Source organism: Glycomyces albidus (assembly GCF_009451885.1).
Taxonomy (GTDB): Bacteria; Actinomycetota; Actinomycetes; order Mycobacteriales; family Micromonosporaceae; genus Glycomyces; species Glycomyces albidus.
In genome coordinates, this window is the sequence record NZ_WIAO01000007.1 from 162,341 (window position 1) to 176,639 (window position 14,299).

Annotated in this window: 11 protein-coding genes; 6 read left to right on the forward strand and 5 right to left on the reverse strand. The window is 71.7% G+C overall.

Features of this window, described 5'->3' with window-relative positions; translation table 11 throughout:
* Window positions 1–18 precede the first annotated feature (18 nt).
* The 4 genes from GFD30_RS08575 to GFD30_RS08590 form a co-directional block, all read right to left on the reverse strand.
* Entirely contained in the window at window positions 19–2,223 is a 2,205-nt protein-coding gene (locus tag GFD30_RS08575; RefSeq protein ID WP_153024761.1) for an MMPL family transporter, read from the reverse strand.
* A gap of 148 nt (window positions 2,224–2,371) precedes the next feature.
* Window positions 2,372–4,030, reverse strand: coding sequence for a DEAD/DEAH box helicase (locus GFD30_RS08580; protein ID WP_153024762.1), 1,659 nt, complete (start codon window positions 4,028–4,030; stop codon window positions 2,372–2,374).
* A gap of 70 nt (window positions 4,031–4,100) precedes the next feature.
* Window positions 4,101–4,310, reverse strand: coding sequence for a cold-shock protein (locus tag GFD30_RS08585; RefSeq protein ID WP_153024763.1), 210 nt, complete (start codon window positions 4,308–4,310; stop codon window positions 4,101–4,103).
* 144 nt (window positions 4,311–4,454) lie between these two features.
* Window positions 4,455–4,919 (reverse strand): heme-degrading domain-containing protein, encoded by a 465-nt coding sequence (locus GFD30_RS08590; RefSeq protein ID WP_153024764.1) that lies wholly within the window; start codon window positions 4,917–4,919, stop codon window positions 4,455–4,457.
* A gap of 327 nt (window positions 4,920–5,246) precedes the next feature.
* Between GFD30_RS08590 and GFD30_RS08595 the strand changes: the two genes are divergently transcribed.
* Genes GFD30_RS08595 through GFD30_RS08615 form a run of 5 tightly spaced genes read left to right on the forward strand, consistent with a single transcriptional unit; the run spans window position 5,247 to window position 12,024 of the window.
* The gene (locus GFD30_RS08595) at window positions 5,247–6,929 is read left to right on the forward strand and encodes an ABC transporter substrate-binding protein (protein WP_227995961.1); all 1,683 of its coding nucleotides are present in this window, start codon (window positions 5,247–5,249) and stop codon (window positions 6,927–6,929) included.
* A 46-nt stretch (window positions 6,930–6,975) separates the two neighbouring features.
* Window positions 6,976–7,998, forward strand: a complete 1,023-nt coding sequence (locus GFD30_RS08600) for an ABC transporter permease (protein ID WP_153024765.1) — start codon at window positions 6,976–6,978, stop codon at window positions 7,996–7,998.
* A 5-nt stretch (window positions 7,999–8,003) separates the two neighbouring features.
* Window positions 8,004–8,924, forward strand: coding sequence for a carbohydrate ABC transporter permease (locus GFD30_RS08605; protein WP_153024766.1), 921 nt, complete (start codon window positions 8,004–8,006; stop codon window positions 8,922–8,924).
* 56 nt (window positions 8,925–8,980) lie between these two features.
* On the forward strand, window positions 8,981–11,341 hold the full coding sequence (locus GFD30_RS08610; RefSeq protein WP_153024767.1) for a beta-xylosidase/alpha-l-arabinosidase: 2,361 nt from the start codon (window positions 8,981–8,983) through the stop codon (window positions 11,339–11,341).
* On the forward strand, window positions 11,338–12,024 hold the full coding sequence (locus GFD30_RS08615; RefSeq protein ID WP_153024768.1) for a DUF624 domain-containing protein: 687 nt from the start codon (window positions 11,338–11,340) through the stop codon (window positions 12,022–12,024). The genes GFD30_RS08610 and GFD30_RS08615 overlap by 4 nt, the downstream gene beginning before the upstream one ends.
* On the opposite strand, the gene GFD30_RS08620 is transcribed toward GFD30_RS08615, so the two are convergent.
* Window positions 12,015–12,725: an alpha/beta fold hydrolase gene (locus GFD30_RS08620; protein WP_153024769.1), complete on the reverse strand. Its 711-nt coding sequence runs from the start codon at window positions 12,723–12,725 to the stop codon at window positions 12,015–12,017. The two genes, GFD30_RS08615 and GFD30_RS08620, sit on opposite strands and share 10 nt — an antisense overlap.
* Before the next feature lie 422 nt (window positions 12,726–13,147).
* Here GFD30_RS08620 and GFD30_RS08625 point away from each other — a divergent pair, with 422 nt between their 5' ends.
* Window positions 13,148–13,927, forward strand: coding sequence for a class I SAM-dependent methyltransferase (locus GFD30_RS08625; protein WP_153024770.1), 780 nt, complete (start codon window positions 13,148–13,150; stop codon window positions 13,925–13,927).
* Window positions 13,928–14,299: the final 372 nt, after the last annotated feature.

The window sequence follows — 14,299 nt, forward strand, 5'->3', positions numbered from 1 at the left end:
TCCATCGCGTGGACCTCGTCAAGGCCGCCCGCCGCCGGGAGTCCCGGCGGCCGCGAGCGGCCGCCAGCGCGCGGGCCACCGGCCGAGCCGGTCGACCACGGCCATGAGGGCGGGCAGCACCATGACCCGGACGACGACGGCGTCGAGCAGGACGCCCAGCGCCAGCGCGAAGCCGAGCTGCTTCATCTCGATGCGGTCGATGAAGACGAACGCCGCGAACACCGACATCATGATCACGGCGGCGCTGGTGACCACGCTCGCCGAGGACAGGATCCCCTGGCGGATCGCCTCCCGGGGCGCGAGGCCGCGCTCGGCCGCCTCCTTGATGCGGCTCATGACGAACAACTGGTAGTCGAGCGACAGTCCGAAGAGGATCGCGAAGACCATGAGCGGCGTCCGCGAGCCGATGAACCCCGGCGAGTCGAAGTCGAGGAGGTCCTCGGCCCACGTGTACTGGAAGACCAGGACCAGTGCGCCCCAGGCGGCCAGGGTCGACAGGAGGTTGAGGACCATGCTCAGGAGCGCGAAGACGAGCGACCGGAAGGCGACGAGCATGACGACGAGCGTCGCGAGCAGGACGAACCCCACGACGAGGAGCAGGCGCGAGGACTGGTGGTCGGAGTAGTCGGCGGCGTAGGCGGGTTCGCCTGAGACGGCGTACTCGGCGCCCTCGACGCCGCCGATCGTCGCCGGCACCCAGTCCTCGCGCAGCAGCTCGAGCGATTGCGCGGCCCGCGGATCGCTGGTGGGGTAAGGGACCGGGAGGTCGATCGCGATCGCGGTGCCGTCCTGCGACACCCGCACGCGCGGCCCGTCGGTCTCGGCGAACAGCGCGTGCCCCTGCGTCCGGGCCTCGAGGTCGGCGACGGCCGCGGCGAGGTCCTCGGCGTTCGCGGCGTCCACCCGCGCGACCACCGTGTGCGCGACCCCGGCGTCGGGGAAGGCGGCGACGAGCTCGTCGTAGGCCGCGATGGTCTCCAGCGACTTGGGGAACGTCTCCTTGCCCTCAACGCTCGTCGTCATGGCCAGTGCGGGGACGGCGAGGCCGCAGACGACGGCCAGGCCGACGACCGCGGTGACGGCCGGACGCCGCAGCGCGGGCCGCAGCATCGCCGTCCACAGTCGCCCGTCCTCGCGGTCCGCCTTGCGCCGCAGGAGCCTGCCGCCGTCGACGCGCCGCCCGAGTTTCGCCAGCAGGGCCGGCAGGATCGTCAGCGAGCTGACCATGGCGATGGCGACGACGATGATGCAGGCGGTGGCGATGGAGGAGAAGATGACGTCGTCGACCAGGTAGAGCCCCGCCAGGGAGACGACGACCGCGATCCCGGAGGTGACGATGGTGCGTCCGGCGGTCTCGGCGGCCAGCTCGACCGCGGTGGCGAGACCGGCGCCCGCTCCCGCGCGCAGCCGCTCCTCGCGGACGCGTTTGAGGTAGAACAGCGAGTAGTCCACGCCCACGGCCATGCCGATCATGGCCAGGACGCTGGTGACGGCGCCCCCGGCGTCGGGGAAGAAGTGCGAGCTGAGGGCGTAGACCCCGACGGCGGCGAGGATCGAGCTGACCGCCAGCGCCAGCGGCACGCCCGCCAGGAGCAGGGAGCCGAACGCGACGAACAGGATGAGGAGCGTGATCGGCAGCGTGAACCGCTCCACTTCGGCCAGTCCCGCGCCGAGCTGCTCGTCGAGTTCCACGGACATCGACTCCCCGCCGGTCTGGGCGATCTCCAGTTCGGGATGGGAGTCCTGGAGCGCAGCGGTGGTCTCCAGGAGCGCGTCGACGTGGTCGACGGCCTCGTGCGCGGGCATGGACATCGTCACCGAGAGCATGACCGCGTCGCCGCCGTCGGCGGTCACCGGTTCGCTGACGGCGGCGACCTCGTCCAGCGCGGTCATCCGGGCGGTCGCGTCGGCGGCCGCCGCCGCGGCCCCGTCGAGGTCGCCGGAGGGGGACGTGATGAGGAGGTGCTCGACCGCGGGGGCGGCGACGCCGGCGTCGACGGCCATCGCCTCGGCCGAGCCGGCCTCGCCGATCCAGAAGTCGGAGAAGGCGGTCTTGTCGGTGCCGGCGGCCTGGCCGGCGCCGAAGCACACGGCCACGAACAGGATCCAGCCGATGACGGCCTTCCACGGGTTGGCGGCGCTCCAGGCGGCGACTCGGACCGTGAGCGGCCTTCGGCCCGGGACGGTCGCGGCGGGCGGGGGAGGGGCGGTCTGCGATGTCATCGATGCACTGCTTCTGCTCGGCGAGTCGGGACAACCCGACACTAAGCCGGAAAACGCTGCATGTCGGTAGGGCAGTCCTCACCAAACCTGCTGGGGTGCACCGGAAGTCCGCAGGTCAGCGCCCCTTGGCGTATTCCTCGGCACGCCCTCAGCCGCGGCGCGCCGGGTAGCGTTCGCGGCGCGCTCCCGGGCGCCTGCCCTTGATCGTGGTCTGGCGCAGCGCCTCGATCACCTCGTCGGCCGAGGACTCCGGCACCTCCACCAGCGAGAACCGGTCGGCGATCTCGATCGCCCCGATGTCGCGGCCGCTGAGCCGCGATTCCCCCGCGATCGCGCCGACCAGGTCCTGCGGCCGCACCCCCGCTGCGCGGCCGAGGTTGACGAACACCCGCGTCGTCTCGCCGCCGTCGGCACCGGAACGGCCGCGGTCGTCGTCGCGGCGCGGCCCCCGCCCGCCCGGGCCGGCGACCGCCGGGATCTCCCGCTCGTCGGCGTCGCCGCCGGTCGCCTCGTGCGCGAGCTTCACCGCCGCGAGCGCGACGTCCATGAGGTCGTACTCGTCGGCGAGCGCCTCCACCACGACCCTGAACCGGTCGGACCCGCCGGCGACGAGCGCGTCGCGCAGCGCGGACTGGGTGATCTCGAGGCGGCGGGCGCGCAGGTCGGTGACCGTGGGGACCTGCTCGACCGGGATGCGCCGCTTCGTCAGCCGCTCGATCGCCTTGATCATGCGGTGCTCGCGCGGCTCGGTGAGCGTGATCGCGACGCCTTCGCGGCCGGCGCGACCGACCCGGCCGATGCGGTGCACGTACGCCTCCGGCGCGGACGGCACGTCGTAGTTGACGACGTGGGTGAGGTGCTCGATGTCCAGGCCCCGGGCGGCCACGTCGGTGGCGACGAGCAGGTCGGCGCCCCCGCCGCGCACCCGCTTCATGACCCGGTCGCGCTGGTCCTGGCTCATGCCGCCGTGCAGCGCCTCGGCCCGGTGGCCCCGCCCGGCCAACGTCTCGGTGAGCTGCTCAACCTCCGCCCGCGTCCGGCAGAACACGATCGCCGCCTCCGGCGACTCCACGTCCAGCAGCCGCGCCAGCGCGTCGGGCTTGTGCGCGCGGGCGACGACATAGGCGGCCTGCCGCACCAGCGGCGTCTCCTCCGCGGCGGCCGCCTCCCGGCCGAGTTCGATCCGGACCGGGTCGCGGAGCTGCCGCCGGGCTATCCGGTCCAGCCGCGCGGGCATGGTGGCGGAGAACAGCATCGTCTGCCGGTCCTCGCGGGTCCGCGCCAGGATCGCCTCGATGTCCTCGGCGAATCCCATGTCGAGCATCTCGTCGGCCTCGTCGAGCACCACGGTCGCGACGCCTTCGAGCCGCAGGCTCCCGCGGTCGATGTGGTCGAGCGCCCGGCCGGGGGTCGCGACGACCACGTCCACGCCGCGCCGCAGCACCTGGAGCTGGCGGCCGATCGGCTGGCCGCCGTAGATCGGCAGCACGCGCACGCCCAGCTCACGGCCGTAGCGGTGGAACGCCTGCGACACCTGGACGGCCAGCTCGCGGGTCGGCACGAGCACGAGCGCGTCGGGGTCGCCCCCGTCCGCGTGCATGCGCTCGAGCACCGGCAGCGCGAACGCGGCCGTCTTCCCGGTCCCGGTCGCCGCCTGGCCGAGCAGGTCGCGGCCGGCGAGCAGGGGAGGGATGGCCTCGCGCTGGATCGGCGTCGGCTCCTCGTAGCCCAGGTCGGTCAGGACGCCCAGAAGTTCGGGCCCCAGACCCAGGTCGGCGAAGCCCGGCGCCGCCTCGTCAGCGTTCATGGCGTGCTGCCTCCCCTGTCGTCACCGCCCCTCGCGGGCGCGCTGCGGTCCGAGCCGCTCGGCGGCTCCGCTACACGGGTTCGACCTGCGTCGCCGCCGGCTTCCCCCGGTCGCCCGTGGTGACCTCGAAGCGGACGCGCTGGCCGTCCTCCAAGGTCCGGAACCTGCCGGTGTCGGCGATCGAGGTGAAGTGCACGAAGTAGTCGCCCTTCCCCTCGTCGTCCTCGATGAAGCCGTACCCCTTGTCGGCGTCGAACCATTTGACAGTACCGGTCGGCATCGTCTCCACCCCTTCTTCTGACCGTACCAATCGGGCCGGTGGGATACCCGCGCTCGACGGCGCCATGCCTGGCGGCCGCCCGCGCCCGTCACGGCTCGAAGGACGGGCCGGCGCGCCCGGCGGCGCCCCCCGGGCGGCCTCCGCTCACGACTCCTCGAGGTGCGCGCGGATGCCCGCGACCACCAGCTCGTGGTCGTCCATGGAAGACAGACCCGAGGCGGTGGCGGCCGCGACGACGCCGACGCCGCGGACGCGGATCGGGAACGACCCGCCGGTCACCGCGTACTCGGCGGCGTCGAGCCAGCCGGTCGAGGCGGGGTCGACGCCCTTGGCCTTGAGCCGCTCGTTGACGAGCGCGCTGCTCGCTTCGATGCGCAGTACGACCGCCGACTTCCGGGCGATCCACGACTCCTGGTCCGGTGTGCTCCCCGGCAGGGCCGCGCGGAACAGGATCAGGCCGGGGCGGCGGATGTCGATGCCCACGGGATGGCCGGCGTCCCGGGCCATCGCGGTGATCCGGGAGCCGAGCCGCCACGCGTCCGCGTGGTCGAACCGGTCGAAGACGAGTTCCGCCTCCTGCTGCTCCAGTGCGGCGATGATGTCGGTCATGAACGGTCCCTTCAGGGTTCGGTGATCGGGGCGCGGCCCGGTCGGCGACGTCCAGGATCCCCGCCCCTCCTCGGACGGGTCCACCGGGCCGCCGCGGGGGCGGCCCGCACGCCAGTTTTGTACGAGTTCATCACAGAGACGGCCCGAGCGCATGCGCAGCGTACGCGTCCCGTAGCGCAAGAGATTCATTGACATCACTACCGGTCACAACTATGCTCTGAAAACTATCGGTAAGATCCCCGAAAGTTTCGGCCGCAGCGAGTGTGATCGTGCGCATCAAAGCGGCAGAACGGGGTGCAATAAAGACAATTCTCAAGGAGGAGAGACATGTCGGACGTGTTCAGGCGCCCGCAGATGAGAGCCACCCGCCGCGGGGTCCTCGGTTACTCGATTGCCGCTTCCAGCGCGCTCGCCCTCGCGGCGTGCAGCGACGACGGCAACGGCGGCGAGGTCGACCTCGAGGCCCAGTCCAAGGGCGCCATGGAGGACTACACCGCCGACTCGCAGTTCACCGCGACCGAACCCTTCACCCTGTCGCTGCTGTGGACGGAATGGCCCGACCTGCCCATCACCGACACCTGGCAGTTCTTCACCGAGATCGAGAACCGCACCAAGGTCAAGCTCGAGATCACGACCATCCCCTTCAGCGACGCGACCGAGAAGCGCAGCCTGCTCATCAGCGCCGGCGACGCCCCCACCGTCATCCCGCTGGTCTACACCGGGGAGGAGAACTCGTTCGTCTCCTCCGGCGCGCTCCTGCCGATCAGCGACTACGTCGAGCACATGCCGCACTTCCAGAAGTACGTGGAGGAGTGGGACCTCGGCGGCATGATCGACAACCTCAAGCAGGCCGACGGCAAGTACTACATGCTGCCCGGCCTCCAGGAGGTCTCGGTCCCGGTCTTCACCCTCATCATCCGCAAGGACGTCTTCGAGACCGTCGGCGGCGGCATCCCCCAGACCTGGGACGAGATGCGCGAAGCCCTCGTCAAGATCAAGGCCGAGTACCCCGACTCCATGCCCCTCGCCGACGGCTTCGAAGCGTGGTCGCTGCTCAACTACGCCTCCCACGCCTGGGGCGCGCGCGCCGGCTGGGGCTTCGGCGACGGCATGGTCGACGACGGCTCGGGCAAGCTCGAGTACACCGCCGTCACCGAGGGCTACAAGCAGATGGTCGAGTACTTCCGCGGCCTCGTCGCCGACGGCCTGCTCGACACCGAGTCGCTCACCGCGGCCAACGACGGCAGCGGCGGCGGCAGCGTCGCCGAGAAGTTCGCCAACGAGCTCGTGTTCGCCGCATCGGGATCGAGCGGCACCGCCATCGAGTTCGCCCAGGCGCTCAACGCCACGGTCGGCGAAGGCAACTACGAGGTCCTCCAGATCGCCCCGCCCGGCGGCCCCGCCGGCATGGTGTGCGAACCGCGCAACTTCTGGAACGGCTTCATGCTGAACGCCGAGGTCGCCGAGTCCGAGCACTTCCTCGCCACCCTCCAGTTCCTCGACTGGATCTACTACAACCCCGAAGCCCGCGAACTGCTCCGCTGGGGCATCCTCGACCAGACCTACACCAAGGACGCCTCCGGCAAGATCACCCTCAAGCCCGAGTACTCCCTCAACGCCTACAACATCAACCCCGGAGCCCCCACCGACATCCAAGAGGACCTCGGCTGGTCCAACTCCGTCTTCGCCGACTCGACCGAGTCGCGCGCGCTCAAGGAGTCGTACAACACGCCGACCTTCGTCGAGTACATCGACTCCGTGCTCTCCTCGCGCACCCCGCGCGACCCCTACCCGCCGGCCCCGCTCAACGAGATGGAGCTCGAGCAGGCGTCGCTCCTCGCCACCCCGCTCAAGGACACCGTCGACACGAACACGCTGCGGTTCATCATGGGCGAGCGCGACATCGCTGAATGGGACGACTACGTCGCCGAGCTCGAGGCCCAGGGCCTCCAGCAGTACGTCGACCTGATCAACACCGCCCGCACCCGCTTCGAGGAGGAGAACTCCTGATCCGCCTGTCGGGGCGGCCGCCCCGACGCGGACGGGAGGAGCACACATGCCCCCCACACCCAACGAGCTGACGCTCGAGACCCGCGACGCGACCGGGGTGGCCGCACCCGACGGCCCCGCGGCAGGCGCCTCCGCAGCGAAGCCGGCCCCTCGGCGACGCAAGCGCAGGCAGACCTGGCGCGAGGCCTTCCGGCGCGACTGGCAGCTCTACAGCCTCGCCCTGCTGCCCCTGATCTTCTTCGCGATCTTCAAGTACGGCCCCATGGTCGGCAACGTCATCGCGTTCCGCAGGTTCCGCCCCGGCGGGAGCATCTTCGGCGACGAATGGGTCGGCCTGCGCTACATCGAGATGTTCGTCAACGACCCCTCGTTCTGGCACGTATTCTCGAACACGGCGATCCTGGGCGGCCTGACCCTCGTGGTCTGCTTCCCGCTCCCGATCGTCCTCGCGCTGGCGCTGAACGAGGTGCGCAAGAAGCACTTCAAGAAGCTCGTGCAGTCGATCTCCTACCTGCCGCACTTCCTCTCCATCGTCATCGTGGTCGGCATGCTCATGCAGCTCCTGTCGCTGCAGGGCACGGTCAACCAGATCATCGGGGCGTTCGGCGGCGAGGCGATCCCCTTCCTCCAGCGCCCGGAGTGGTTCCGCACCATCTACGTCGGGTCCGAGGTGTGGCAGACCGTCGGGTGGGGGACGATCCTCTACCTGGCGGCGCTCACCTCGGTCGACGACTCCCTCTACGAGGCGGCGCGGATCGACGGGGCCGGCCGGTGGCGGCAGACGTGGCACGTGACGCTGCCGGGGATCCGCCCGACGATGATCACCCTGCTGATCCTCAACATCGGGATGTTCCTCAACGTCGGCTTCGAGAAAGTGCTGCTGCTCTACAACCCCTTGACGTACCAGACGGCCGACGTCATCTCGACGTACCTGTACCGGGTCGGCCTGGTGTCGAACAACCTCAGTTATGCGGCGGCGATCGGCCTGTTCCAGGCCCTGATCGGCCTCGTGATGGTGCTTTCCGCGAACCTCATCTCGCGGCGGATCGTAGGGACGAGCCTGTGGTGATCGAAATGAGTGCGACCAAGCCGACGAGGTCGGCGGGGCGCCCCGGAGGGCTGACGCAGACGACCGGGACGCGCGTGTTCGCCGTCTTCAACACGATCTTCCTGGTCGTCCTGTGCGTGGTCACGCTGTACCCGTTCATCACGGTGCTCGCCCAGTCGTTCAGCTCGCCCGGCGCGATCAACGCCGGCCAGGTGAACTTCTGGCCGGTCGGCTTCAACGTCGACACCTACGACGCGATGCTGTCGAACGAGACGTTCTGGCGCAACTACGGCAACTCCGTCCTGTACACCGTGGTCGGCACCCTGATCGCGATGGTCCTCACCACGACCTACGCGTTCGTCCTGTCGAAGCCGCACCTCAAGGGCCGCAAGGCCCTCATCGGGATCGCGGTGTTCACGATGTTCTTCAACGGCGGCCTCGTGCCGAACTACGTGCTGATCTCCTCGCTCGGGATGAAGAACACCATCTGGGCGATCGTGCTGCCCGGCGCGATCTCGGTGTTCAACCTCCTGGTGATGAAGTCGTTCTTCGAGAGCCTGCCGAAGGAGCTCGAGGAGGCCGCGCAGATCGACGGGCTCGGCTGGTACGGGATCTTCACCCGGATCACGCTGCCGCTGTCGAAGGCGGTGATCGCCACGATGGTGCTGTTCTACTCGGTCGCGTACTGGAACGACTGGTTCGCCGCGTTCCTCTACCTCGACAAGAGCGAGCTGTTCCCCGTGACGCTGTTCCTGCGGAACCTCATCGCGGGCGCCTCCACGACCGCGTCCGAAGGCGCGGCCGCGGCGGGGACGACGACGGCGCTGGTCTCGGCGAACATCCAGGCGGTGACGATGATCCTCACCGTCATCCCGATCCTCTGCGTCTATCCGTTCGTGCAGCGCTACTTCGTCTCGGGCATCATGCTGGGATCGGTCAAGGGATGACGCGAACATCGCACACCGGCACGAATCCATATCCACGCGAAGGGAACCGTCCCACCATGACCACTGACGCCTCGACCGCCGAGGCGGCGGCCGCCGCAGACAGCGTCCCGCCGTGGCACGACCGCCGGCTCAGCCGGTCGGAGCGCGCGGCGGCGCTCGTGGCGGCGATGACGATCGAGGAGAAGTCGGGGCAGCTCGTCGGCCTGTGGGTCGGCGCGGACGCCTCCGGCGGCGACGTCGCACCCCACCAGAGCGACCTGAGCAAGGACGCGCCCGACTTCGCCGACGTGATCGCCGACGGCCTGGGGCAGCTCACGCGGCCCTTCGGCACGAGGCCGGTCGACCCGGAGCTCGGCGCGATGTCCCTGGCCCGGGCGCAGCGGCAGATCACCGCCGCCAACCGCTTCGGCCTCCCGGCCCAGGTCCACGAGGAGTGCCTCGCGGGCCTGGCCGCGTGGGGCGCGACCGCGTACCCGGTGCCGACGTCGTGGGGTGCGAGCTTCGACCCCGACCTGGTGGAGGAGATGTCCGCGCGCATCGGCCGCTCGATGCGCGCGGTCGGCGTGCACCAGGGGCTCGCGCCCGTCCTCGACGTGGTGCGCGACTACCGGTGGGGCCGCGTCGAGGAGTCGATCGGCGAGGACCCGTACCTCGTCGGCTCGATCGGCGCGGCCTATGTCCGCGGGCTCGAGAGCACCGGCGTCGTGGCCACGCTCAAGCACTTCGCCGGCTACTCGGGCTCGCGCGCCGGACGCAACCACGCCCCGGTCTCGGCCGGGCCGCGCGAGCTGGCCGAGATCTTCCTGCCGCCCTTCGAGACCGCGCTGCGGTACGGCAAGGCCCGCGCGGTCATGAACTCGTACGCGGAGGTCGACGGGATGCCGGCGGCCGGCGACCGGCGCCTGTTCACCGACCTGCTCCGCGACACGTGGGGCTTCGACGGGGTCGTCGTCGCCGACTACTTCGCCGTCACGTTCCTGCGCACGCTCCAGCGGGTGGCGGCGACCGACGGCGAGGCCGCGGCCCGCGCGCTCTGGGCGGGCATCGACGTCGAGCTGCCGTCCGTGGCGGCCTACGGGGCGCCGCTGGTCGAGGCGGTCCGCTCGGGCGACCTCGACGAGGCGCTCGTCGACCGGGCGCTCCAGCGCGTCCTCGAGCAGAAGATCGAGCTCGGCCTGGTCGAGGCCGACTACGACCCGACGCCCGCGAACGACGTGCCGTTCGACGACGCCGAATCCCGCGCGATCGCCCTGCGCCTGGCCCGGGAGGCCGTCGTCCTCGTCGACAACGACGGGACGCTGCCGCTCGCGGCCGACGCCAAGGTCGCGGTCGTCGGCCCGCTCGCCGACAACCCGTTCGCGATGCTCGGCTGCTACTCGTTCCCGGCCCACGTCGGCGTGCACCACCCGGAGGCGGGCCTGGGGATCGACATCCCCACGCTCCTCGCCGAACTGGGCGAGCGCCGCGACGTGACCGCGCACGCGGCCGGATGCGACGTGTCCGAGCCGGGCCGCGAGGGCTTCGCGGCCGCAGTGGCGGCCGCGCGCGGCGCCGACGCGGTCGTCGTCGCCCTGGGCGACCGCGCCGGGCTCTTCGGCCGCGGCACCTCCGGCGAGGGCTGCGACGCCGCCGACCTGCGGCTTCCGGGCGAGCAGCAGGAACTCCTCGAGGCGCTCCTGGAGACCGGGACCCCGGTCGTGCTCGTCCTGCTCACCGGGCGCCCGTACGCGCTCGGCGCCGTGGCCGGCCGGTGCGCGGCGATCGTGCAGACGTTCTTCCCCGGACAGCAAGGGGCGCAGGCCATCGCGGAGGTCCTCACGGGCGAGGTGAACCCGAGCGGGCACCTGCCCGTCGGCATCCCGCGTGACCCGGGCGGCCAGCCCGCGACGTACCTGGCGCCGCCGCTCGGCCGCGCCACCGAGGTGTCCAACCTGGACCCCACGGCGCTGTACCCGTTCGGGCACGGGCTCTCCTACGACACGCTCACCTGGCACCCGGCCACCGTGGACGAGGAGGACTGGGCGAGCGACGGCACCACCGCCGTCTCGGTCGTCCTCTCGAACGAGACCGCCGCCCGCGTCGACGACGTCGTGCAGGTCTACCTCCACGACCCGGTCGCGCAGGTGACGCGGCCCGTGCAGCGCCTCGTCGCGTTCCGGCGCGTCTCGCTCGCGGCGGGGGAGCGGGCCGAGGTCCGGTTCCGGCTCCACGCCGACCTGACCTCGTTCATCGGGATCGACGGCGACCGGATCGTCGAGCCCGGAGCCGTCGAACTGCGCATCGCGCGCTCGAGCGCCGACGTGCACGCCGCGGTGCGCCGCCGGATCGTCGGGCCGCTGCGCCGCGTCGGGGCCGACCGGGCGCTCCTCGCCGAAGCGGAGGTGCGTACGCTCGGCGAAGCGAAAGGGGAGGCATGAGCACTGAACGCGTCGGCGAGATCGGCCCGGGGACGCTCTCGAGGATCACGGCGGCGGTCTACCGCTACCTCGTCCTCGGGGCGTTCCTGGCGGCCGCCGGCCTGCCGAGCCTGCTGCTGTGGACCCTGCTGTCCCCGCAGCCGTCGAACACGGTGCTGTTCGTCGCCTCGCTCCTGCCGGCCGCACCCGCGCTCTCGGCCGCGCTGTACGCGCAGCGCTCCTGGGCGAAGGAACCGGACCTGAGCCCGCTGCGGCCGCTGCTGCGCGGACTCCGGCTGAACCTGCGGGACACGCTCGCGTGGTGGATCCCCGTGCTCGCGTGCGCCACGGTCCTGGCGGTGAACGTCCTCTTCGCCGACCAGGTCGCCGGCGGCACGATCGTACGGCCGGTGTGCGCGGTGCTCCTGGTGGTGCTCGCCGTCTGGTCGGGCCACCTGCTCGTGGTCTCGTCCTTCTTCTCGTTCCGGTTCCGGGACGTGCTCCGCGTCGCGGTGGTCGAGTTCTTCCTCTCCTGGAAGTCCACCCTCGGCATCCTGTCGCTCCTGGTCGTCGCGACGGCCACCGTGCTCCTGAGCTCGGAGGCGCTCCTCCTGCTGCTCGGGTGGGCCTTCGCGGCCTCGCTGTGGCTGATCGTCCGGCCGGTCGCCGCCGACATCACCGCGCGGTTCACCGCTCAGGAGTGAAGCGCGGCGCTGCAGGCGTCGGAGACGACGGCGGTCCAGACCTCGGGATGGGTCGCCCAGAAGTCGTGCGGCACGCCCGGGACCTCCGCGTACGAGCCGCGCGGCGCCAGCGCCGCGAGCTGGCGCAGCGGCCACGAGGGGCGGATGTCGCCTTCGGCGGCGATGACGGCGATCGGGACCGGGCAGTCCGCGACGCTCCGGTACAGGCCGGGCTCGTGGATCCACTCCACGAACGACTCGCCCAGCGACCGGTGCACCTCGCGGTCCCACTCGATCGGGACCGGCGGCTCGGTGTCCTTCAGCGACTCGTACACCTGCGACCAGGTGCGGTCCTTGTGCAGGCCGTGGGCGGCGACCGCGACGACCGCGCGGACCCGTCCGGGATGGCCCAGGGCGTACCGGACCGCCAGGTCCGCGCCCCAGGAATGACCGAGCACCACCCAGCGCTCCGCTCCGGCGGCGCGCCTGACCGACTCGAGGTCGGCGACGGCCGCTTCGATGTCGTGCGGGCCGCCGCCCGAGCGGCCGACGCCGCGCGGCTCGGGGTACCAGGCCCGCATCCCGCGAGGCGCGATCTCGTCCCGCTCGAGGTAGTGGACGCACCCCGGGCCACCGGAGAGGACCACCACGTCAGGGCCGCTCCCCGTGACCCCGACGTGCAGCGGGGTCCCGTCGTCGGCGTGAACGATCCTCGACTCCATCGGCTTCCTTCGTGAGTGCTACGGCCGGCACGGCCAGTCGGACTGGGGATCAGCGTGGCCGCCCGCGCCTCGTACGCGGCCGGCTCCCCGGCGCTCAACAGCTCCGCGCCCGACCGGCGCCGCGGCTCCGCGTGAGCCCCATCGGGTCGGGCCGTCGTCGCCGCTTCGGACGGGGAGGTCGAACCGGTGGCGGCCGTCCTCCACTTCGGAGCGGTACCGGTGCGGCGCCACCGCAGGAGTGTAGTCGTCTCCGGTGCCGCGGGTCTCGGCGTTTTTCCCGCACGCTCGCGGCCGCGAACCCGCGGCCGGCCGAGCGGCTTCCGTTCACTGCGGCGGGTCTGCCGCCGGTGCCTCGCGGGCGCGTCAGACTTATTGGGAGAGTTCCCGACCGGCCGCCGCGGCGGCCTGAATCAGGAGGATCGATGCGACCTGGAGACCTGTGGAGCCTCGGCGACTACGCCGCAGCCGGAGACCGGTGGGCGGAGGCGAGCCTGCGACTGGCGGAGACGTACGTCCGGCCCGGACTGGCCGTGCTCGACATCGCCTGCGGCCCTGGCCCGTTCGCGATCGCGGCCGCGCTGGCGGGCGCCCGGGTGACCGCGCTCGACGCGGCCCCGGCGCTGCTCGACCTGGCCCGGGCCCGAGCGGCCGACGCGGGCGCCGAGATCGACTGGATCGAGGCCGACATGACCGCCGTCCCCCGCCCGGACGCGTCCTTCGACGTGGTGGCCTCGGCCTTCGGGTGCATGTTCGCGCCCGACCCCGAGGCGATGGCGGCCGAACTGGTCCGCCTGTGCCGCCACGGCGGGCGGGTCGCGGCCCTGGCGTGGACGCCCGAGTCGCCCTTCGGGGCCATGGCGGGGCTGGCCGGCAAGTACCTGCCGAACGGCGGCGACCCGGCGACGGTCGAGCGCTGGACGACCGCCGACAGCGTCCGCGACCTCTTCGGCGGCCTCCCCGTCCGCGTCCAGTTCGCCGAGCGCAGCGTCGACGTGGTCTGGAGCAGCCTCGATCAGGCGGTCGCCGAGATCACCGACGGCAATCCGGCCTGGATCATGATCCGCACCGCGGTCGAGTCGACCGGCCGCTGGGGCGCGCTCGAAGCCGACCTGCGCGATCTTCTCGCCGACCACGGCAGGGAGGAGAACGGCCGCTTCACGCTCCCGGTCGCCTACCTGGAGACCGTCGCGCAGCGCCTCTGAACCGCCCCGCCCCGTCGGCTCACCGCGCCCTCAGCTCACGCAGTCCCCGCCTGACCGGTGCGCTATGACGGCAGGGCCGGGCGCGGATACCGAGCTTCGCCATGGCCGGTCCATGCGGGTCTTCGCCGCCTCCGGTACGGGAAGACCCGCGATGACTGACCGGGGCTCCGCGCGAAAGCGGCTGCGCGCCGCTTCCAGTGGCGCGCAGCCGTTTCGCCGCTCCCGTCAGACGCGAACGCGTCCTGGTGCGCGCAAGGAGCACACGGCCGCATACTGCTCGCGGGGGTGGAGCCACGACGTATCAATCGACCTGATCGCCGTGCGGAGACGCGTGAACTGGAGGCCCCGCCGGAGGGACGCGCCACCGGCCCG